This is a genomic window from Marinicellulosiphila megalodicopiae, assembly GCF_045862395.1.
GTDB lineage: Bacteria > Pseudomonadota > Gammaproteobacteria > Pseudomonadales > Natronospirillaceae > Marinicellulosiphila > Marinicellulosiphila megalodicopiae.
In genome coordinates, this window is the sequence record NZ_AP023087.1 from 3021109 (window position 1) to 3042973 (window position 21865).

A 21865-nucleotide genomic window follows, 5' to 3' on the forward strand; every position below is an offset into this window, starting at 1 on the left:
TAATCTGTCATCACTTTGTCATATTTATTTTCCATCATAAATAGCCTAATCATTAATACATGCAAACGACTATGACTGATCCAAATATTAAATGGCAAGACATAACCATTAACAACCACCAACGTGCCGAACAAAAAAAGCAGACACCTTGCACCCTTTGGTTTACAGGTTTAAGTGGCGCAGGTAAATCCACCATTGCTAATTTAGTTGAACAAGCATTGTATTTGCGCGGTCATCATAGTTTTTTATTAGATGGAGATAATGTTAGACACGGATTAAACCAAGACTTAGGATTTAGTGACACAGACAGAATTGAAAATGTACGCAGAGTGGGTGAAATTTCAAAACTATTCAATCAATCAGGGCTGATTGTGTTATCGGCGTTTATTTCTCCTTTTAGAAGTGAGCGAGAATTAGTTAGACAATTACACAAAGAGCATCATTTTATTGAAGTATTTGTAGACACGCCATTAAAGGATTGCGAACAACGAGACCCAAAAGGATTGTATAAAAAAGCTCGATCAGGTGAAATCAAAAATTTTACTGGAATCGATTCTGATTATGAAGCGCCGTTAAATCCTGAAATTCATTTATGCCCTGGCTCACTCAATGCCAAACAATGTGCTCAAGTCGTTATCGATTATTTAATTAAACATCAATTTTTAAAACCCATGCATTTAGTCAGCTCTCAAACGTCAAATAACGTCAGAACTCAATTTTCTCGTTCAACTAATTAAAAGTGTATTATGTTTTTAGCTTATTGTTTATTTATTAAAAATGCGTTGTTTTTATTTGTGTGGCAACTGTTTCATATATTTGAAAAACGCCCCGTTGCAATATTACGCAATATTATTTTATTAATAATGTTACCCATCATAGTCAGTTTAATTCACATTCATTGGCTATTTTTTATTTTGGATGAAGTGCTATTTTTTAATTACAGAAAAACAAAATGCATTCGTCCAATATTTATTATTGGCATTCCAAGAAGCGGCACTACTTTTTTACAACGCACGTTAGCAAACGACACTCAATTTACTAGCACGACCTTAGCAGATTGTGTATTCACTCCATCTATTACACAAAGATATCTTGCTCAATTCTTTCGCTGGATCTGTTCGCCCATTGCAAATTATAGCCAAAAATTCACACCGAAATTTTTCAATAGTATGCAGGACATACATACACTTGGATTAAATGAACCCGAAGAAGATTTTTTTATGTTAACCAGTATATTTTCATGTTTTATTCAAATGACTATATTTCCTAACTACCCTCCTGTTTGGAAACTTGCCAAATTTGATAAGTCCGTACCTAATTGGGAAAGAAAAATCATCATGAACTTTTATAAAAAAATGGTGCAAAAGCATGTGTATTTTTATGGAAAAGATAAAACGTATTTAGCAAAAAACCCATCATTTACCTCTTGGGTTAAAAGTTTGCATAAATATTTTGAACAACCAATTATTGTGGCCTGTATTCGTAATCCTGATAAAACCGTACCCTCACAAATCAGCTCTTTAGCTCCAATTTTCAACATCACTAAACACAATATTCACGACCTTAAATTTATTAACAATATTCACTCTATGTTATTTTATTATTACAAATACATTGAAAAATTATCCAAACCGAAACACATCCAACCACTTCACGTAGTTGAAATGAATGAACTGACATTGCATTTAAATGAATGTATTCATGCTATTTATGAAATTGGTGGATACTCAATCAGTAAAAAAATGCAAAAATTTTACGAGCAACTTTCCAAAGAAAATAAACAATACACATCCAAACACACATATATTAAACAAGCATCCATCATTCATTCAAAAACTGTATTTGATGCGATTTGGCCAATGTCACCTCATGCACGCTTAATCAATCCGGGACAATAAAATGGAAACCTCAAATTTTGAAGTCAAAGATGATATCAGCACGTTACGAATCATGATTTTTTGCGACGCCGCTTTGGGTCGAAATGGAGTCGGTACTTATTATCAAGACTTTATCCAATACATAGAAAATCATGTAGACCAAATCACAATCATAGCACCGACAATTGATCAACAAGGTAAATGGGAAGGCATGGCGTTACCATTACCTGGTGATCATACTCAAAAATTCGTGATTCCAAATTTTAGACGGGTAAAAAAACAAATACATGATTTTCAACCCGATGTCATCATAGCCGCGACACCAGGCTTAATTGGGTTAACAGGCGCGTATTTTGGCAACAAAATGCAAATTCCTGTGTTAGCTGGGTTTCATACTTGGTTTGAAAAATTAGCCGATTTATATTGGGGTCGCATCCAAGGGTTTATTAATCGCTTATATTTTAAATTATCGAATCATTTTTTATTCAAATGGTCCGATGCGGTATTTGCAAATTCAGATGACATGATCGACATTGTCAAATCATTAGGTTCAAAAAAAGAATATTTAGTCGGCACCCCAGTGGCTTTCGATTTTTTAAATGAAGCAATAAATACCCCTCCTAAAAAAATAAAGCGAATTATGTTTGCTGGGCGTTTAGCTGAAGAAAAAAATCTAGATTCCATTATTGAATCAGCTCACACTCACAATGATTTAGAATTTAATATTTATGGCGATGGCCCACAACGAGATAAAATTGAAGCCGCAGCCAAAGCGTTACCCAATTTAAATTATTTAGGTTGGGTAGACCGAAGTGAATTAATGCAAAAAATAGACAACCACGATTGTGTTGTTCTGCCTTCACATGTTGAATCATTTGGCACCATAGCATTAGAGGCAATGGCTCGCGGTAAAATTACCATTGTGTCTAAAAATTGTGGAATTTGTCAGTGGCCTGAATTAGTTAAAGGGTTATATATCATTCGTAAAGATCACAATTTAAGTGACACTTTAAGCGAAATAAAACAACAGTCGACCCAATCAATTGAACAAAAATGCCACACTAGCAGAGACGCTTCAATCGATTTAAATCAAGTCAGTTTAGATCGCTGGTTAACTGTATTAACACAAATAAGACATGCACAATAAACATGAACCCTAATATGCTTCAATCCATTTTATCAATCCATGACGTCATGCCTCATACATTTAAGCGCATCAAACAATGCTTAGCTGAATTAACATTATTAGATGTGCCAACTAATAAAATTTATTTATTAGTGGTACCTGGCCTTAACTGGAAACCCGAACAGATTACTCAACTTAAAAACTGGCAACAACAGGGGTATCAATTAGCTGGTCATGGGTGGGTACATCACTTTCATAAAAAAGCCAGTCTGTATCATCACCTGCATTCGTTTTTTATTTCTAGAAATGTAGCCGAGCATTTAAGTTTAAGCACCAGTGAAATTCAAGATTTAATTGAAGACAATTACAATTGGTTTGTAGACAATAATTTACAAGCACCGGATTTGTATGTGCCTCCCGCCTGGGCTATGGGTAATATTAAATTACATCAATTATCCCAACTTCCGTTTCGATTTTATGAATTATCAACAGGTATATACGACACCCACACACAAACATTTCATCATTTGCCATTAACAGGCTATGAAGCGGATCAATTTTGGCGAGTGCCTATTTTAAAGCTTTGGAACGCACTTAATTTAAAGCGATTAAGTCGCAACATGCCACTAAGAATTTCCATTCACCCCTATGACTTCACCTATCGTTTAGCTGAGGATATTCGAAAACACATCGGCCAAAAATCACATTATTTAGAATTGTATGAAATCGACTCAAAAAAGCGAACTTTTAGACAAATTTAAAGAGAAATTAAGATTACGTTCAGCTAAAGCCAGCTATAGTCATGACTCAAACCTTTACTTTAGACTGATGACATGAAAACTCTAAGCGTTCGATCCTTCTTTTTAATTGCCCTACTCACCTTCACATCAAGTGTATTCGCCAATCGTTACAACAATGCACAGATGTTGGATGAAATACAATTTCAAGTGGATGAACGAAATTGGCTCGAAGCCAAAAGTCTTATCGATTTCTTTCAAAATTCAACTTCCAAAAAAAACGACATGGCCGCTTATCAAATCAACAAGCTTGAAAGCTTGGTTTTGGGATACTTAAAAGACGAAACCCCACTTTATAACCAACTAAAAAACAACTACTCAATTCGCAAAGCCAATGATTATTTGGATCAATACCCTTTTGGTAAACATTACGAACAGGTGTTGCAATTAATTGATCAAACCGATGAAGAACAAAATTGGATCAATGCCAAAACAATAAACGATTATTCTGCCTATGAAGAATATTTAAATATTTACCCAAATGGCAAATACCGAAATCAAGCCAAAACACGCTTGGCTGCTTTAGAATTGTCGCAATATGAAAGAGCCATAAATAAAAATACAGCATCGGCATATAATCGATTTTTATTCAGATACCCAAATAGTCAGTATCGCGAAACCATTGAAAATAAATTGGCCAAATTAGATCAAGAATTTGAATACCAACAGTTGACTCAATACAACAGCATCTCAGGTTATGAAGATTATTTAAATAGACATCCACAGGGACCATATACCAAAGAAATAAAAAAACGTTTATTAGCTGAGTATTTAGACAGTGGGGATTTTGCTTTTTCTCGTAAAAATTACCAAACCGCATTAAAGTTTTATACTAAGTTTTTAAACTTAAATACAGATCCAGCAACAGCTAAAAGAGTATCAGCTAAAGTGGCTATTTGCAGAAAATATCAACACCAAGTCGGTGGTTTAATATCGATGGTTACCATGGACACTAATAGTGCTGCTGGTTATAGTTTTTTTAAAGTAGACCCTAATGATCCTGGATTTTATTTCAGTTTAAAATTCAAACCAGAATCTGTGAATGTCACCCCTTTTGCAACAACCGACGACCAAGGAAACTACAATGGTGACCAAGCAGGTACCGTTACAGGTAATTCAAAATCAACAAACTTTACGATTACCACAGGAATGACTTACAGCATCCGCTATCCATTTTGGGCATATATGGGCGCAGGGTTTGAATTTAAATCTCAGTACGATGAAGTAGACACAACCGATATATTTAATGACCCAGAAACAATATGGGCGCGAAATACTGATCAAGAACGTTTTTTCATCACACCAGAAGCAGGGTTTATTTTTAAACAAGATGGCTTTGCATTAAACTACGGCGTACGTTATTCAGAAAAATTAGTGCATCAAATAGGATTAGGTGTCGTGTTTTAAAATTCAAGCAATCAAATTCTCTTCGACAACTCCATCGCTACCTACATCGACGCACACAAAAAAAAAGCCGACAATTAAAAACGGTCGGCTTTTTTGTATTTCATTTTTATCAACAAATTACTTTTGCAATAAAAAATTCTCAATCATATCCATGCCACCCTCACTTGCAAACGACTCTGGATGAAACTGAATACCATGAATCGGATATTCTTTATGCCTTACACCCATAATTTCTAATTCAGAAATATCACTTGTATCAAAGGATTTATCGCCATTTTGCACATAAGCGGTGACTTCAAGACAATCAGGAAAACTTGAATTTTGCGCCACTAACGAATGGTATCGCATAATTTCTAACTCTTGTGGAAAGTCTGAAAACACGCCTTCATTATTATGCAAAATCGGGCTAGTTTTACCATGCATTGGTAATGTCGCTTTAATCACTTTGCCACCAAACACACTCACAATACCCTGCATACCTAAACATACACCTAACGTAGGAATGCTTTGACCTAACTCTTTAATCACACTGGCACACACACCAAAATACGCTTCGTCTTCAGGATTACCAGGGCCAGGCGAAATAATAATGCGATCAACTTCTAAGGTTTTGATTTGCTCTAGATTTAATTCGTCGTTGCGTTTTACGATCACATCAAATTGTTCAATATGATTTTTGTTCACCTGCGCTTTTAAAATCTCACCAATAAATTGATACAAATTAAACGTAAATGAATCGTAGTTATCAATAATTAATACTTTCATGCTTAAGATTCCTTCGCGATAAATTGATCCAATACTTTTTTAGTACCGGCAAACTTACGCTGAATTTCTAGATACTCATCTTCTGGATTTGAGTCAAATACGTTACCGCCACAGGTTTGCACATACGCGTCATCGCCATTACAAAAAACCGTGCGAATCGGAATCGCAAAGGTACAATCGCCATTCATAGCAAAATGCCCCACCGCGCCACCATAAGGACCACGACCGTCACTTTCTAATGCGTCGATGATTTTCATGGCTTCAATTTTTGGCGCGCCTGTTAACGTGCCCGCAGGAAAGTTAGAAGCTAACGCTGAGAACATATCTTCTTTATCAGAAATAATGCCCACAATTTCAGAGGCAATGTGCTGCACGTGACTAAAGCGTTTAATGTCCATTAATGAACGCACTTTGACGGTGCCAAAACGCGCCACACGACCAATATCATTACGATGTAAATCCACAATCATATTGTGTTCGGCAATTTCTTTTGGATCGTTTAATAATTTACGTGCAAACTGCGTGTCTTCGACTTCGTTTTTACCACGAAGTGTTGTACCTGCAAGTGGAAAAGTTTCCATTTCGCCTTGGCGTAATCTAAACAATAACTCAGGACTCGCACCAATAATATGTTGTTGCTCAAACTTGATGTAATACATTTGGGGCGACGGATTCACTTCACGAAGTTGTTCGTACACATTCATCTTGTCGCCGTCTAATTTAAAGTGCGTTTTAAACCCCACTTCGCACTGAAAGATTTTACCCTCAATGATATCTTCTTTTACTTTACCCACTGCAGCGGCATGATCTGCCTGACTCATGCTGTCGCCTAACGCTTTAATGCTAAGGGGACCATTACCGATATAGTCCTCATTTAATAATGTTTCGATGACTTCTAAGCGATTATCTTCATAATAAAAATAAATCAACTCGCCCGTCATTTTATCTAAAATCAAACCGTCTAAATACAAACCAAATTTAAACGCATCAAACATTTCGCTAGGTTGTAACGATAAAGACGGTTCAAAATAATTCATCGCGTCATAACCAATGTAACCGGTTAAACCACCTGCAAATTTACGAGATATGATGTCTTGCGGTAAAAACTCACGCAACAAATAATAAGGATTGTCGCTGTCATAAGACTTTGATGAACCATCACGCTCTTCAATGGTTAGTGTTTTGCCATTGGCAGTCAGAATCTTTTCAGGATCAAATCCAATTAACGAATGGCGCGACATATGGCTGTCTTCGCCTAGTGACTCTAAAAGAAAACAACGTTCAAATTTCTTTTCAATCTTTTTAAATAACTCAAAAAAATCACAATCTTCAGCAATTTTTATATAATGGGGTTTACGCGGCAATTGCAGCATTTCAAGCTTAGACATAATTAAAGTTCGCTCTTAGTGTCTGACTGAAGTTGTTTTGAACCACGCGTTACCGTTGCGATGCCCACGCCCAATTTTTTGGAGATTTCACGCTGTGACACGCCTTGTTTCAGCATACGCATGATCTGCAAACGATTGGGGATATCACGAAGCTCAGACGGCGTCAGCAACGCTGACAGCACAGACTCCATGGCCTGTGCGTCTTTGGCTTCAAGCAATAACTTGGTAAATTCAGTTAGATTATGTTTTTGTTGTGTATTCATGTACTAGTACAATATAGATTTTTTTGGGGATTGCAAGGAATTTGGAGGAAAGAGCTGTTTTTAGCTGCTGGTTTTGAATACATCGTTCATGCTGGATACTGGATACTGGATACTGGATACTGGATACTGGATACTGGATACTGGATCATTTTCGTAAACTTTCCGTCATATTCAACTGCTTTTTTGTTGGATATTCAGTTCTTTTTTATTTACTTAGATTTTACTAATTTCCTTATTGATATAACCAAATAAGGCTAATCTTTGGGGATTAGCCTAATTATTTTACAAATATATTTTTTTATAACTGTCATATAAATTGTAAAACCAGACCCCATTTTTATTTTAAATTGTAAAACCAGACCCCATTTTTATTTTCAAAGTGACCGATAAAGCACACGCCTGTGCTTAAAAACTATTATGAGGCAAGCGACCTGAGCCCTTGCCTCCCATTCAAAGCATTGTGAATCAAGCTATTGACTCACTTCTACTTTTGTTCGTTTAAGATTACCTTTATATGAAACAATCAACCCAATCATAGGCACGAAAATTTCAATATTAAAACAAAACAATCCATTTTTCTGAGACTCAAAACTGCGGCCCTTTGGTAGCAAAAAACTAGGTAAAGGAAGACCAAAACAAGACCAACGCCTAATTACGTAAAATAATTCCCCCCCTTCAATCACTAGTGCAACGCCAAAATCTAAAACGCCAAACCTCTCAACAATCAAAAATTCATTTTTATGCTTACCACGCTTTAAAAATGATGAAAATTTATTTGAACCAAAATTTCGTACCCAACGCTCACCGTTGCTATCGGGAGTAATAGATACTTCTACTGATACATTATTTTCCGCTTTAGGAAAACCAAAAAACCTACAAATCACTTTAACTAACACTCCTTTTCCACGCTTTACATTAGCGCTTCCGCTCCAATGACTAGCTTTTAATTCGCTGTGCATTTTTTGAATTTCTTCAGGTAAAGTATCAAATGCAGAACCAAGGACCTGCCTAAATAATAACGATGTATTTTCCTCTTTTCTAAAACCTGTATAAATATTTTTGTTTTTAAATAATTTGTCATAATCAGAAAGCTCGAGTGCATTAGCTCCAGATCGCGCACCAGATTTAGGTTGCTGACCTTGTAACATTTTTCTTATTATTGATTCTATGGTCATTGATGGAATATATGGTCCGTCATCGCCTTCTGCCAATAGGTGCCAACTTTGTTCGATGATTTCTCCTTCGGATGTACCTTGAGCATGCACATACATACCACCACGGTGTTCACCGATTTTGACTGAATTTAAAACAGTATAAAATAATCTTGAAAAGGGAACTAAAGAAGGTAGTTTAAGAAATGCACGAGTCTTTGATAAAAAATTCAGCATGCGGTGAAGCACTTCCGGTACTGGACCTGCGCCCATCCATATATCAGTTAACGTTGGATGTTCTGGTGGAATGACTTGTAAATCAGGGACATCAACAAGTGAAAATCGAATATTATTAAGCGGTAATTTTCCAGGAACAGCAATGGTATATCTCATACTTTCAGCGAGTCCTATACCGTGACTTATCTCTCCATTTCGCTGAAGTGTAACGGGTTCACCTGCATAACTAAGCACCGCTCGCATTACATTCATACCAACACCTGCAAAAACTGAAGGCGCTATACCGCCCTGCACTTTTACAATGTCCATTGTTTTTGCCATGTTTCGTAAAACAGCAGCTGTAAGGACAGGAAAACTACTAACACCCGATAATACAAAAACACCCGCCACTTTAGCCTCTTCATCAAATTTCGAGACACCAAAAACAAAAGCTGCTGCATCGGCAAAATCTAAGTAATGCACTTTTTGTTTAATACACGATTTAATAACGCAGTAATGATTCGAGCCATAACTTTGAAAAGGACCAGATGCATCAATAACAATATCAGGACACTCACTCCGAAGTGTTTCATCAATATTATTTCGATCTACATACAATGCTCGAATTGTGCTTTGACCATTAAAACCTTGACAGAATACTTCCGCTTTAGATAAATTTCGTCCCGACACAACAATCTCTAAATCGACTACATCAAAAAGTAATTCGACTAATCTACCACCAAATACCCCGTATCCACCAATTATTATTATTTTCATCAACCACCTTTACATATTGTTAATATTATTATTTTAGTCATCATTGTTTGTTTTAATAAATGATTTTTCTAAATTCCATGTATCAGGGTCTTGCCTCCTTTTAACTATTAGCCATCTATAAGTATCTTCGTATTTATATAATCTCAAATATGTCATATTCGCTTTATTACCAATATAATCCAAATCTAAACTCCAATCTATTAATGTCCATTTTCCTTGATAAATATTACCTTTATAGCTAAGTTCAAATTTATTTTCTGACTTTAATTTTAATTCAAGATCTTTGTATGTCCAAGTTCCTAACAATTCACTGCGATCTTCAACAATAAATATGTATTCGACTTTAGGCAAAGACATAACCCAAAGGGAAATACAGAAAACAATACTTAATGGTCCAATAACTAGAGCACCCAGCTGTGCTTTTAATAATCCTAATTTTTTTCTACCATATGTACATGCCCATAATTGGGATGTAACAAAATAGAATACACAAAAACATAAAAAAAATAATGCATAAATTAACGGCTCAGGGTTCATTGTAAACCTTATATTTGACAATGTAATTTGAATAGAAATTCTAGTTACAATCATACCATAACGTTAGACCTCCCTAGGACTACTTAATAAAATTAAACATCTACACAAGACAAAGCCCAATAAAAAGCACGGGGTCAATAAAAAGCACGGGGTCAAATCTTGACTTCAGACCTCACGAAAAAAAAGCACGGGAACTGCAGGGGGTCAAGTCTAGCATCTTGACTAGACAGCCATAAAACGAAATTACATGAACATCGGGGTCGCGTCCACCACCAGTCATTTTATAACATAAAGAATTATCAAAAATAATCACTCAACCCTAAACACTTCACCCTTCGCTTTAAATGGCAGAGAACCATAAGCAGGTATCAAATACCCATGAGGATGATGCACACGAAGTACGTCACAGCCACCATCTGTAATTATTAAAATAGGCGCATCATCAGGAAAGTCATCGGCTTTTTCCAAAAAAGCACGGGGTCAAATCTTGACTTCAGACCTCACGGAAAAAAATGAATGGGGTCAAATCTTGACTTCGGACATTACGAAGCCAAAAGGGACATCCACTTTTGTAATTCTGGGGGCGGATCCAAAACCCGCACTGAAAACACCCCAATAGCCGTGAAGGTAAACCATCACCCACATTTATGTCTGACAGCCTGAAGACAGTCCTAGGGAACAACTACAGATAAAAAGTGAGGATATGAAATCTACCCAAAAGGTTTATCAGTGTGAAAAACCAATTTATTTAATGTCATCTAAATACTAATTTATGCAATCTCAGACCAACAAAAATCGACAGCACTACAAATTGAGCACTCACAAAGGAAAAAATAACCATACCGAAAGGGAAGAATGCAGCAATTATAAAACGATCCGTTCCCGAACTATGAATAACCAAGTAAATCCAAAGTGGAATCATCATAATACATACTGTGACCATCCAACCGGTGGTCACTATTTTGTTTAACCCTTTGTAGCGAATTGATCGATAATCGATTGAGTTATTTTTAATATTTTCTTCCATTTAGTTTTTTGCCCTTTCATTATCTTTAGAGTACTTAAACCGCTCTTTTATTTTATATTAAGGTGCAACGCCACCATCATTTATGATCCAACCAAAATCATTGGTTAAATATTGAATGTAAACCACTTGATATATTATTGCTACATTAAACATGCCGTGCATAGACCTCCATTGTTGATTGCCCCATTGATAAACCAAAAGGGACATCCATTTTTAACAATCAAGCACAAATCAAAACCACTGGATCTCCAACGATAAAACAGTTGAAGATGACGAAGACGGCTAGCTTTTAAGACAAGCAAACACTCATATTTTGACTGGCAGTTTTAAGGCAACCCTACTGAACATCCACAAACAAAAAGGACTAATGAGGTCCGCCCATACAATCATCCGCGATTAATGAGCGCCCCTCTCTTCAGTAAATACTGTAGATATTAGGGTCGGATCCAAAAACCATGCGTTAATTTAATCTGGCCTAGAATAGATAATATAGATAGAACATTATACAATTAACGCATTCAGTCAAATTAAATTTAGTTTTTACAGGAATGATTAAAATCAAAACACTACTTATCGGAATTTTAATATCAATAAGTTCAATTATGATTACCAATGTTCAAGCAAATCAAATTAGATATGGCGTAAATGCATTTTCAATACACAATCACTCGTCTGAAAAAACTCTTGCTCTAATGTATACAGCATCCTTCGCAAAGGATGTTAAATGGAAAAGCCATAACTTTTTAGCAGAACTCGAAGGCAATTTAGTTCTTATCTCTCCAAATCACACTAAAAAAACTGTCATTTACGAAGAGCAAAAAGGCATAACCTTTAACAAATTTATTGCTTCTCGTTTTAATTTACTTAGAAAATCCCAAATAAATGATCGTTTATCCATTTATTATGGGGGCTCTTTATTTTTAACATCATTTAGCGAATACCACACCATTGAACAATATGGTGAATACACATTAAGTGAATCAACTAAATATAAAAAATTAGTTTTTGGACTTAAAACACAATTTGATTTCAAATTGTTTTCTATTAAAAAATTCGCGCTTCATGCTTACATTCATCCTTACAACTATTACTTTAACCTTGGTAATGAAACGGATTTAGGCTTAAAACTAGTTTATTCTGAATAATTTAGAAGAACAGAAAAGCACGGGGTCAAATCGTACGCCGTTACCGGCAATATATCTAGCAGGTTAAAGTCCTGTCCTAGGAATTACTCATTCACCTAGGTAGCACTGAAAAGCAGTGTTCAAGTAATTGGATGCTGTAAGTTTTTCAAAGGCGAAACCGCAGACCGCAACGCAAGTGAATCTGTTTAGCCTCGTTAACTAAATAAGGACGCTGACTCTCTGATTTGAAGGGGAAAGCTGTCATCTTTCAATCAAAAATATGATTTCTAATCTGTCTTTTTTAGACAGTCACAAACATGTTTAATGAGCATGAACGAAAGAGTCCTTCGGGGTTATAAGAGTGGTATGTGGTGGAAGATACATTGTGCAGGACGGGAGATCCAATAAGGTGATTTTTGCAGAATCAACGGTCATTTATAAGCGAAGAGCGAAATGATGACGGGCTTTATTGGAAGTCAGAGGGGCTAATAGTACCGTTTGAGGGTGAGCGACAACATAACGACACCCAAGGGAAGTGGCTCTACTTTATTCATGTAACCAAAGAGGAAAAGGCTCAGATGATTGCATTATGCTATTAACATCTTCCAGTTTGAAAAAACGAGTCGGTGACCTTCAGAGGAAACTATTTCAAAAAGCCAAACAACAATCCACATTTTGCTTTTATTCAATCTATGACAAGGTTTATCGTTTGGATGTCCTGCAATATGCTTACGAACTTGTTAAGAAAAACAATGGCAAACCTGGTTTAGATCGGGTGACATTTGAAACAATAGAACGAGAAATATCAAAGTGGCGTTACTTAAATATTTTACAATCTAAGCTTAAATTTAATTCCTATCAATCCAGTCCAATTAAACGTGTCGACATACCGAAAGGTAATGGCGAAACTCGTCCGTTGGGTATCCCGAATATTGAAGATCGAATCATCCAAATGGCTGTTAAAATTGTCATTGAACCAATTTTTGAATCGGGCTTCAGTAATAACAGTTACGGATTTCGTCCTAATCGATCGGCTCATCAAGCCATGAACAGTATTACTCAATCGTTAAGATCGGGACATACACAAGTGATTGATGCTGACCTGTCGAAATACTTTGATACCATCGCGCACGTTAAGCTCATGAAGTTAGTATCGCTGAGAGTTTCTGATAAGAAAGTATTAGCGTTATTAAATCAATGGTTAAAGTCGGTGGTGATCAAAGTAGAAAAGAGCGGAAAACAAACGGTTATTGCAGGTGGTAAGAAAAGTAAATTAGGCACACCTCAAGGTGGTGTTATCTCGCCATTATTGGCCAATATCTATCTGGATGTATTGGATAGAATATGGGACAAACACAATTTAGCATTTAAATTAAAAGCGAAAATAGTCCGATACGCTGACGATTTAGTGATTCTTTGTAAAAATGAAACAGATGCATCATATAAAGTGTTAACACAAGTTTTGGGTAAATTAGATTTACAACTTAATGGAGACAAAACTGAAGTGGTAGATTCGCTAAAAGAGAAGTTTAATTTTCTAGGTTTTGAAATTTCAATGGCAAAAAGCAAACAATCAGGAAAAGTATTCCCGATGGTTGAGCCGTCACAGAAATCGATGAAAAAAGTAAGTGAGAAGATTAAATTTTACACTCGAAGAGCGATGAATCCAGTACCGATAAATGAAGTGGTTAGACAATTAAATGCAACAGTCAGAGGCTGGTGCAATTATTTTTATTATGGTTACGGTCATCGAAAAATAAAGAAGATCCGATACTATATGGAAGAAAGTCTGCGACACCAACTAAGGTACAGACACAAGGTGAGAAATAGAGGGGCGAGTTATCATAAATTTCCAAGGCAGTATTTGTACGGTTATTTAGGGTTGTATCAGCCACCAGTAAAACCGCGTTGGAAAGTTGTGCATGCTTGAGAAGAAGGATATCGGAAAGCCGTATGCGGGAGAACCGCACGTACGGTTTGATGAGGGGAGGCTGTCATGTTTTTTTAGATGTGGCTGTCTTCTACTCTATTTGACTTCAGACCTCACGAAAAAAAAGCACGGGAATTGCAGGGGGTCAAGTCTAGCATCTTGACTAGACAGCCATAAAACGAAATTACATGAACATCGGGGTCGCGTCCACCACCAGTCATTTTATAACATAAAGAATTATCAAAAATAATCACTCAACCCTAAACACTTCACCCTTCGCTTTAAATGGCAGAGAACCATAAGCAGGTATCAAATACCCATGAGGATGATGCACACGAAGTACGTCACAGCCACCATCTGTAATTATTAAAATAGGCGCATCATCAGGAAAGTCATCGGCTTTTTCAAGCAATTGTATGCCCGGTTGTAATACAGTGCCTCCTCGGCCAATTACTTTTACACTTTGGGCTAATTGATCAGGCTCTACATACCCTTGGTCGTAGGCATTAGCATCGCAATATACACAAAAGCGAACCAAAAGGGACATCCACTTTTAACAATCAAGCACAAATCAAAACCACTGGATCTCCAACGATAAAACAGTTGTAGATAACTAAAAACTCTAACCTTTAAGATAAGTAAACACTCACATTTTGACAGACAGCCTGAAGGCAGACCTCTGAACGGACAATCCAAAAGGGACATCCACTTTTAACCAATCCAATCCAAAAGGGACATCCACTTTTAACCATCAAGCCACTGGATTACCAACGATAAAACAGTTGAAGATGACGAAATTTAAAAGCTTTCAAGGTAAGTAAACACTCACATTCTAACTGGCATTTTTAAGGCAACCCTATTAAACCACCACAAACAAAAAGGGCGGATATAGAATCCACCCTTACGACCAATTACTCACCTCATACATTCACCAAATATTTCAAACTACGACCGCCTGCTCCGCTTTTTACACATTAGCCTTTGATTACTAAATCGGACAAATGTCGTGTGGCTCTGGCGCTGCTTACTTTTGTTGTTTTTTGATATTGGCTGGCATTGCCCCCTTGTCAACATCATCATCGAGCATGATGTTTAGGATTTTCTTTTGTACTTAATTAATCAAAATCTCATGCGCTTGTTGCCAAAAATTTTGCTTTGTTTAAGGTTTGATTAACTTTAGCGATGGCTTGGTCTATTGTGTTTTCTATTATTTGTAAAAACCACTCTAAAAACTCGGGGACATTCATGTCTGATTTCTGTGTTTTTTCTAGTATGGAGTAATAGTGTTTACACTGCTTTTAGATGGTTTTATATTCAGCGATATGACTTCTTAGTAAACCCTATTTTTATCGTTCATATTGCAGTGAGTAAATTTGAGTTATTTGCATCATTTAAAACAAGTACTAAAGTCAAGTGCCTAAGACACTCATTTTTAGATTCAAACACACATAATTAACAGTCAATAAAACTAAGTTAATGTAAGCAATATGAGATAACCATCTTGCAACTGACTTTAATGGAGTTAATCCACATATTTTTTGTCATTCTCGTTATAAACTGACAATTACAATAGTTGTTTGTTTGATAATTGATAAATAAATGCGCTCTTAATCGGTTCATTTATATTTATCAATTCTTAACGAGGAAATACCATGAGATATAACCCTGTCACTAAAATCAAAAAAACAATACTCACGATCGCTGCAATTTGTTTGGCCTTTCCACTAAGCGCCAATGCTCAAAATCATGATCTGCAATTTTTTCAACTAGGCCATTCTAATAAGTCCGGCTATTTAACATGTTGTAATCACGCACTTAAATCATTAGTCGGCAAAAAAGTGGTATTACAAATAGATTCGATTGAATCCGATGAACCACAATTATTTCCAAATAAAGGCGTAATTGTTCAAACGTATTTGGATAATAAGCAATATGATGTCTCGCATTTTGATCAAGAATATTTAAATGTAGGGGTAATCCAATATCATTACAGACGAGTGTTATTTAACCTAGCTGTAGAGCGAGGAGTCGATCAACAAGGCATCAAATTTAAAACGAAATTAAATTTTGATTCCAAACAATCGGGAACTTGGGTGAGAACATACTTTGACAATCAGACAGTATTAAAAGGACATTTTTTGATTGAAGATTCACAAAAAGATTTGATTGCTCCAACTCAAGTTAACCGAACTCAAGCCTTAACTGTTTTACATTCAGCCAGTGATGTGGTTCCAGAAGGAGGATACCCATCAAAAGGTTCAATTATTTTACAACAATACCAAGATGAGGGGTTGTACAACGGTGTAGCGTTTGGCCCGGGCACTGTCGTACCTAAGGGAATTTATAACATTCAAAAAATTTCTAACAATGTCGTGGTTGAAAACGCTATACAAACGATTGATGAGCTTAATTTTAGTGCGCCTTATACTATGGTATATTTCTATGAAACGCCATATTCTGGGCAGTGGTATCAAAATTTTGCCGATGGATTAATTATATTTTCAGGTACGTTTACAAATTTTGATACACCTTAAACTTAAAAAATTGAAAAGATCTGCGTAAGTGGATCTTTTTTACAAAGAGAATCTTCAATGAATGACGCTGTTCAAGAATTATTTAAAGTTGTATTTATTTTTAGTGTCAGTTTTGCAATTTGGACTATTTTGAATATCAGTTACAATAAAAGACCATTAAATAATGTGCATAAAACCATTATTATCTATATTTTTCTTTTGTTGTTTGCTCCTATTAATGCCTATTGCCAACTTGTGATGGATCAACCATTTAAGTGGTTGCAAAATGCAGCTTATAATATGACTTGGTTTTATGGGCCTTTGATTTATTATATTATCAGGCAGGTTTTTTTATATCCCATTACATTTAAGTCCATAATAATTCATGCTTCTTTGCCATTAATGATGTTCTCAGATCGAATATTTGAAATTGGATTGACTCAAAATTTTAATTTATTTTTAAATATTTTGATTTTTCAAGTGGCTTGTTATTGTGTTTTTAGTATTTTATTAATGATTAAAAATAAAAAAAGACTCACTCAGTTATTTCAAGGTCATCAAAATTCGACCTATTTTTGGTTGATGTTTTTAGTGCTGGGATTGCTTGTTTTAAATGTTATGGATATTTTATTAATAAAACAATTTTTGGTGGGCAATATCTCTAATATGACCATTATGGCTGGCATTGCTTGTATGGTTTCAATTTATGTAAGTTTAATTTCGTTGCTTTCGATTTATCAGCCTCAATTTTTTGAAAGAAAACATCATAAAAATGATGCGCATGTAACTGAGCCAGAAGAAAAAATACGATTAAGAAATATAGAATTAAGTCCTGAAGCTGTAAGTGAGTTATCTGTCAAGCTCAATGGTTTGGTTGAAAATTTTCAACCTCATTTAGATCCCGAAATTTCACTTGATAAATTATCATCATTAATGGGTGTCACTCGAGTGCAATTATCCGAATTTTTTAACGTGCATAAAGAAACGAGTTTTTATGATTTTTTAAATGAGTTGCGCTTTAATGAATCTTTAAAATTATTAAATCAAAACAATGGATCAAACAGCATAGCGGATATTGCATATCAAGCCGGGTTTAATAATCGAAATACATTTTATAAAGTGTTTAAACAAAATGTTGGTCAGACTCCTGCTGAATATCGAAAGTCATTAGGGCGCGCGTAAATCAAAGGCCATTCAAATAAGATTTAAAAGGGCATCCATTTTTGAAACATTGGACTCAAAACCCTTATTAAGAAAAAGAACCAAAAGGAAGAACCAAAAGGGACATCCACTTTTAACAATCAAGCACAAATCAAAACCACTGGATATCCAACGATAAAAAAGTTGAAGATGACGAAGTTAGTTAACACTCACCTTACAATCAGGCACAAAAAAACCCAACTAATTGGGATTCATATTTCAAAAATTAATTATCATCCAAAGTTTTAACTAATGCACGGCCACCCAGTTCTCATTATGCAACCCTTCTTTTCGTTCAAACACATTTAAATTATTTGTGACAATAATCATGCCTGTGCTTCAAGCATATCGTGCTATTCGCAGGTCATTTACATCAATATCTACAACTATATCTACAACTATATCTACGCTTATATTTCTGCCTTTCTTTTCTAAGTTTGCTCGAATTTCACCATAATGAAACGCAGCACTACTTTGATAATCAAACACTTCTAAGCGTGAGATAAAACCCTCTACTTGTTTAAGGTTATTCACAGATCTTTCGCTTTTTTCGACACCATGAATTAACTCTGCCAAAGTTACATTGCTGATGCATAACTGACCTTGGTGATTTTAAACTGAGTTAATACTTTTATTGGGCGACGTTGACCTATTTTTCATTTTATTCTTAGTCATTCACTACGGTTTTAATTTTCGATTACATGAACTTTTCACTATTGGTGAATAATTCAAATAAGGATCACTGCAATCCAAGGGATTAAATGTAATATTTACCGACTCTAACGAATCTAATTCAAGATTTAGGTTAGACATGTATTTAATTTTATTACGACTTACATCTAATTTTTTTAAATTATTAAACTTCTCAAACCCTTCAATATTGCTAAGCGCATTACCTTTTAAGTTAAGCTCGAGCAGACTGCCTGAAAATCCAAGCATTGGCATGGACTGAATATTCGTATAGGACAAGTCAATAGTCGTTAATTCAAATTGTTGTTCTAAAAATTTAACATTATCAATTTTTGATTTTTTTAAGTTAATAGAATTGAGTTGTATAGATGAACTGTCAAATTCATTGGCATTTAAAATAGTTACCCCGATCAATTCCAGTTTTTTTAAATTACGCATACCTTGTAATAGTTTGAGATCAAACTCAATATCATCTGCTATTATCAGCTCTTCCAAGTCTCTATAGTTTTTAAAAAAACTTAAATCATTATAATTTTTTGTATCGCCCGGCTCACTTCCTTCGATATAGAACGATTTCATATTAACAAACTCCCCCATTATTTCAGGTGTGATATTGTTATAATATTTACAGTTAAACGTTTCAATGGTTTTAGGGTTTATTTCAAGTGTTTTTGCAGCCATGTACTCCACATCAAAAAAACATAATTCAACCAAAGAATTCATCTCTTTATCGCGTAATAATAACCCACCCCCATCTAATACAACATCTTCTCCTAACACATCGAGATTATAATTTAATCCAGTAAAGCTAGACACATACACACTCAAAGCTTCTTCACACGCAACCAATGATTGATAATCAACCCCATTTTCATTTAAAAATAAAGCTTGCCATGAGCTTAAGCAGCGCGCACTACTATCTATGATCGATTTGTATTGCACTGCATCCTTAATCGTCATATTTGCTCCAACTATATTTTCTATGTGAACATTACTGGTACTAAAAGTTGAAACTGAAATATCAGACTCTTTTACAATCAAAGAATAGTTTTCAAGCTGGCTATTAAAAAAGTACTCCACCCGCTCATCGTTTTGATCAATTTCAATTTCACTTTCTACTGCGCTTGGATTTAATTGAAAAATTATTATTTGATAGACTTTACCTTGGTCAGATTTTCCTAATTCAAAAATAGAAACCCCTAGATTAAAAGGGTTCATTAATTCTCCCTTATTAAACATAGTTAAAATATCGTCATGCATTTTTAAATTGGTAAACTCGGTTAAATCCATTTTTTCAATATTTTTGAATTTATCACACGCTTGGGTCAAAGCCACGCCTTTATCAACGATACAATAGGCGCTTTCTTGTTGTTTAATGGGAGTAACATCATGAATCACTGGAAATTCAATCTCAACATTTGTTGCTGTCACTTTTTTTGTATCAGCAATCTCCATACTAGGTTCAACCGCTGCATTATCAACTTCATTATTCAGGTTAAGAAAAACAATAATCGATAAGATGATTAATGTAACAATAATATAGAATATTCGATTCAAGTTAATTTCCTTTAAAGCCATTTAGGTATTCACACTATAACAGTATTATGACTGTCATTCATCTCTATTTATTCACATCAATAACTAAAATAGACATCCACTTTTGTATTTAGAATCAAAATTAAAAACCAAAAGGGGAAACCAAAAGGCACACACTTTTGCCATTTGACCACTTTTGCCATTTGACCACTTTTGTCATTTGACCACTTTTGTCATTTGACCACTTTTGTCATTTGACCACTTTTGTCATTTGACCACTTTTGTCATTTGACCACTTTTGTCATTTGACCACTTTTGCCATTTGACCACTTTTGTCAAAGGCGGTTTGTAAGATTGTCCGTATACATTTATGCCCTATTTAATTTAGTTAATGAGCGTTATCAATTACCCTGAGAAAAAGACGCGCAAATAACCGATGGCACCAAAACAAAAAGTGACACCCACTTTTCAAACAATTCATAATCATTTTAATAGTGTAAAAACTATTTTCCAACATCCACCTATAAAATCAAAACACGCAACAAATGGAAAATTCAAAAGGTATACCTTTCAAAAAATATTAATTTTTATCTAATTTTAAATGTCCCAATGTTTTTTCAGCTTGTTCATAGCCAAATTTAATCAACTCGTCCGCCAAGTGAAAATCTAAAATACTACTGATATTTCTTGGAATTTTGACAACATAGTCTGCTGGGTTTGATGCCATTTTTTCGCGAGTTATCACTGATTGCATCGAGTCTATACACTGTGTAGCGATTTCATAACTGGTTAAGTTAAAGGCTTTTTCTACTGGAGATTTTGAAATATTCGTTATGAATTGGCCGATTTTCTGACTGAATCCCGAATCTGTTTTAGTTTCATTTTCTTTGGGTTGATGTAATGTTTTATCAATTGGGGCCACTAAATCTACTGCGATAATCAATTCATTACCATCTGCAAATGTAGGAGCAACGGGTAATGGATTCAAAACACCCCCATCGATTAAATCTACACCATTAATTTGATACGGTGTAAAAAAAAGTGGAATCGAAATCGACGCCCGAATGGCATCAAACAACAAACCTTTGGACAGCCATACTTCTTTTTCTGCGTCGATATCAGAGGCCACTGCCGTAAATTTTATTGGAAGTTCTTCGATATTTGGATTACCAACTAAATCAATTAACGATTGAATGATTTTGTCGCCTTTAATTAATCCGTTGTTTTGCCACGACAGGTCCATGAATTTTACGATATCCATTTTACTGATGGCGCACACCCATTTTTCAAACTCGGCTAATTTTCCATTGGCGTAAATGCCGCCTACTAATGCGCCTATTGAGCAACCTGAAATGGAGTTAATTTCAAAATCGTTTTCTTCTAACCAACGAATAACACCGATATGGGTTAACCCACGAGCGCCGCCACTGCCTAGCACTAACGATATTTTACGTTTTTTTTGATGATTGTTTGTGTCCATTTTTTTTCGCCTAAAATTCATACACAAAAAAGCCCGACCTAAATGAATAAATCGGGCTGTT

General features: G+C 35.2%; 20 protein-coding genes and 1 pseudogene. 9 read left to right on the top strand and 12 right to left on the bottom strand.

The window, feature by feature from the left end; genetic code table 11:
• Window positions 1–71 precede the first annotated feature (71 nt).
• The 5 genes from cysC to TYM08_RS13035 all read left to right on the top strand — a co-directional run bounded on the left by cysC (window position 72) and on the right by TYM08_RS13035 (window position 5207).
• Window positions 72–737 carry an adenylyl-sulfate kinase gene (gene cysC, locus TYM08_RS13015; RefSeq protein WP_422379580.1) on the top strand — a complete coding sequence of 222 codons (666 nt, stop codon included), beginning with the start codon at window positions 72–74 and terminating at the stop codon, window positions 735–737.
• Between the two features lie 9 nt (window positions 738–746).
• Window positions 747–1898, top strand: a complete 1152-nt coding sequence (locus TYM08_RS13020) for a sulfotransferase (protein WP_422379581.1) — start codon at window positions 747–749, stop codon at window positions 1896–1898.
• 1 nt (window position 1899) lies between these two features.
• Window positions 1900–3024, top strand: coding sequence for a glycosyltransferase (locus tag TYM08_RS13025; protein WP_422379582.1), 1125 nt, complete (start codon window positions 1900–1902; stop codon window positions 3022–3024).
• Between the two features lie 2 nt (window positions 3025–3026).
• Window positions 3027–3764 (top strand): polysaccharide deacetylase family protein, encoded by a 738-nt coding sequence (locus tag TYM08_RS13030; RefSeq protein WP_422379583.1) that lies wholly within the window; start codon window positions 3027–3029, stop codon window positions 3762–3764.
• A 72-nt stretch (window positions 3765–3836) separates the two neighbouring features.
• On the top strand, window positions 3837–5207 hold the full coding sequence (locus TYM08_RS13035) for a tetratricopeptide repeat protein (protein WP_422379584.1): 1371 nt from the start codon (window positions 3837–3839) through the stop codon (window positions 5205–5207).
• Window positions 5208–5324: 117 nt separating this feature from the next.
• Here TYM08_RS13035 and TYM08_RS13040 read toward each other — a convergent pair whose 3' ends face one another.
• From TYM08_RS13040 to TYM08_RS13075, 8 genes are all read right to left on the bottom strand, one after another.
• Window positions 5325–5972 carry an anthranilate synthase component II gene (locus TYM08_RS13040; protein ID WP_422379585.1) on the bottom strand — a complete coding sequence of 216 codons (648 nt, stop codon included), beginning with the start codon at window positions 5970–5972 and terminating at the stop codon, window positions 5325–5327.
• A gap of 2 nt (window positions 5973–5974) precedes the next feature.
• The gene (locus TYM08_RS13045) at window positions 5975–7360 is read right to left on the bottom strand and encodes an anthranilate synthase component I family protein (RefSeq protein WP_422379586.1); all 1386 of its coding nucleotides are present in this window, start codon (window positions 7358–7360) and stop codon (window positions 5975–5977) included.
• 2 nt (window positions 7361–7362) lie between these two features.
• The gene (gene trpR / locus TYM08_RS13050; protein ID WP_422379587.1) at window positions 7363–7623 is read right to left on the bottom strand and encodes a trp operon repressor; all 261 of its coding nucleotides are present in this window, start codon (window positions 7621–7623) and stop codon (window positions 7363–7365) included.
• Between the two features lie 470 nt (window positions 7624–8093).
• Window positions 8094–9767, bottom strand: a complete 1674-nt coding sequence (locus TYM08_RS13055) for an SDR family oxidoreductase (RefSeq protein WP_422382836.1) — start codon at window positions 9765–9767, stop codon at window positions 8094–8096.
• A gap of 33 nt (window positions 9768–9800) precedes the next feature.
• A complete protein-coding gene (locus TYM08_RS13060; RefSeq protein ID WP_422379588.1) occupies window positions 9801–10304 on the bottom strand; it encodes a hypothetical protein in 504 nt (167 codons plus the stop codon).
• A gap of 309 nt (window positions 10305–10613) precedes the next feature.
• Entirely contained in the window at window positions 10614–10772 is a 159-nt protein-coding gene (locus TYM08_RS13065; RefSeq protein WP_422379589.1) for a hypothetical protein, read from the bottom strand.
• A 286-nt stretch (window positions 10773–11058) separates the two neighbouring features.
• Window positions 11059–11331: a hypothetical protein gene (locus TYM08_RS13070; RefSeq protein WP_422379590.1), complete on the bottom strand. Its 273-nt coding sequence runs from the start codon at window positions 11329–11331 to the stop codon at window positions 11059–11061.
• Window positions 11332–11388: 57 nt separating this feature from the next.
• Entirely contained in the window at window positions 11389–11538 is a 150-nt protein-coding gene (locus tag TYM08_RS13075) for a hypothetical protein (protein WP_422379591.1), read from the bottom strand.
• Window positions 11539–11933: 395 nt separating this feature from the next.
• Between TYM08_RS13075 and TYM08_RS13080 the strand changes: the two genes are divergently transcribed.
• Window positions 11934–12476: a hypothetical protein gene (locus TYM08_RS13080; RefSeq protein ID WP_422379592.1), complete on the top strand. Its 543-nt coding sequence runs from the start codon at window positions 11934–11936 to the stop codon at window positions 12474–12476.
• A 568-nt stretch (window positions 12477–13044) separates the two neighbouring features.
• Window positions 13045–14385: a group II intron reverse transcriptase/maturase gene (gene ltrA / locus TYM08_RS13085; protein WP_422379593.1), complete on the top strand. Its 1341-nt coding sequence runs from the start codon at window positions 13045–13047 to the stop codon at window positions 14383–14385.
• A 250-nt stretch (window positions 14386–14635) separates the two neighbouring features.
• On the opposite strand, the gene TYM08_RS13090 is transcribed toward ltrA, so the two are convergent.
• Window positions 14636–14923, bottom strand: a complete 288-nt coding sequence (locus TYM08_RS13090; protein ID WP_422379594.1) for a hypothetical protein — start codon at window positions 14921–14923, stop codon at window positions 14636–14638.
• Window positions 14924–16037: 1114 nt separating this feature from the next.
• Between TYM08_RS13090 and TYM08_RS13095 the strand changes: the two genes are divergently transcribed.
• Both TYM08_RS13095 and TYM08_RS13100 read left to right on the top strand, forming a co-directional pair.
• A complete protein-coding gene (locus TYM08_RS13095; protein ID WP_422379595.1) occupies window positions 16038–16919 on the top strand; it encodes a hypothetical protein in 882 nt (293 codons plus the stop codon).
• A gap of 57 nt (window positions 16920–16976) precedes the next feature.
• Window positions 16977–18080, top strand: a complete 1104-nt coding sequence (locus TYM08_RS13100; protein ID WP_422379596.1) for a helix-turn-helix domain-containing protein — start codon at window positions 16977–16979, stop codon at window positions 18078–18080.
• 357 nt (window positions 18081–18437) lie between these two features.
• On the opposite strand, the pseudogene TYM08_RS13105 reads toward TYM08_RS13100, so the two are convergent.
• From TYM08_RS13105 to TYM08_RS13115, 3 genes and pseudogenes are all read right to left on the bottom strand, one after another.
• Window positions 18438–18692 (bottom strand): annotated as a pseudogene (locus TYM08_RS13105) (hypothetical protein); the annotation flags it as partial.
• A gap of 84 nt (window positions 18693–18776) precedes the next feature.
• A complete protein-coding gene (locus TYM08_RS13110; RefSeq protein ID WP_422379597.1) occupies window positions 18777–20345 on the bottom strand; it encodes a hypothetical protein in 1569 nt (522 codons plus the stop codon).
• Between the two features lie 559 nt (window positions 20346–20904).
• Entirely contained in the window at window positions 20905–21804 is a 900-nt protein-coding gene (locus tag TYM08_RS13115) for a patatin-like phospholipase family protein (protein WP_422379598.1), read from the bottom strand.
• Window positions 21805–21865 lie beyond the last annotated feature (61 nt).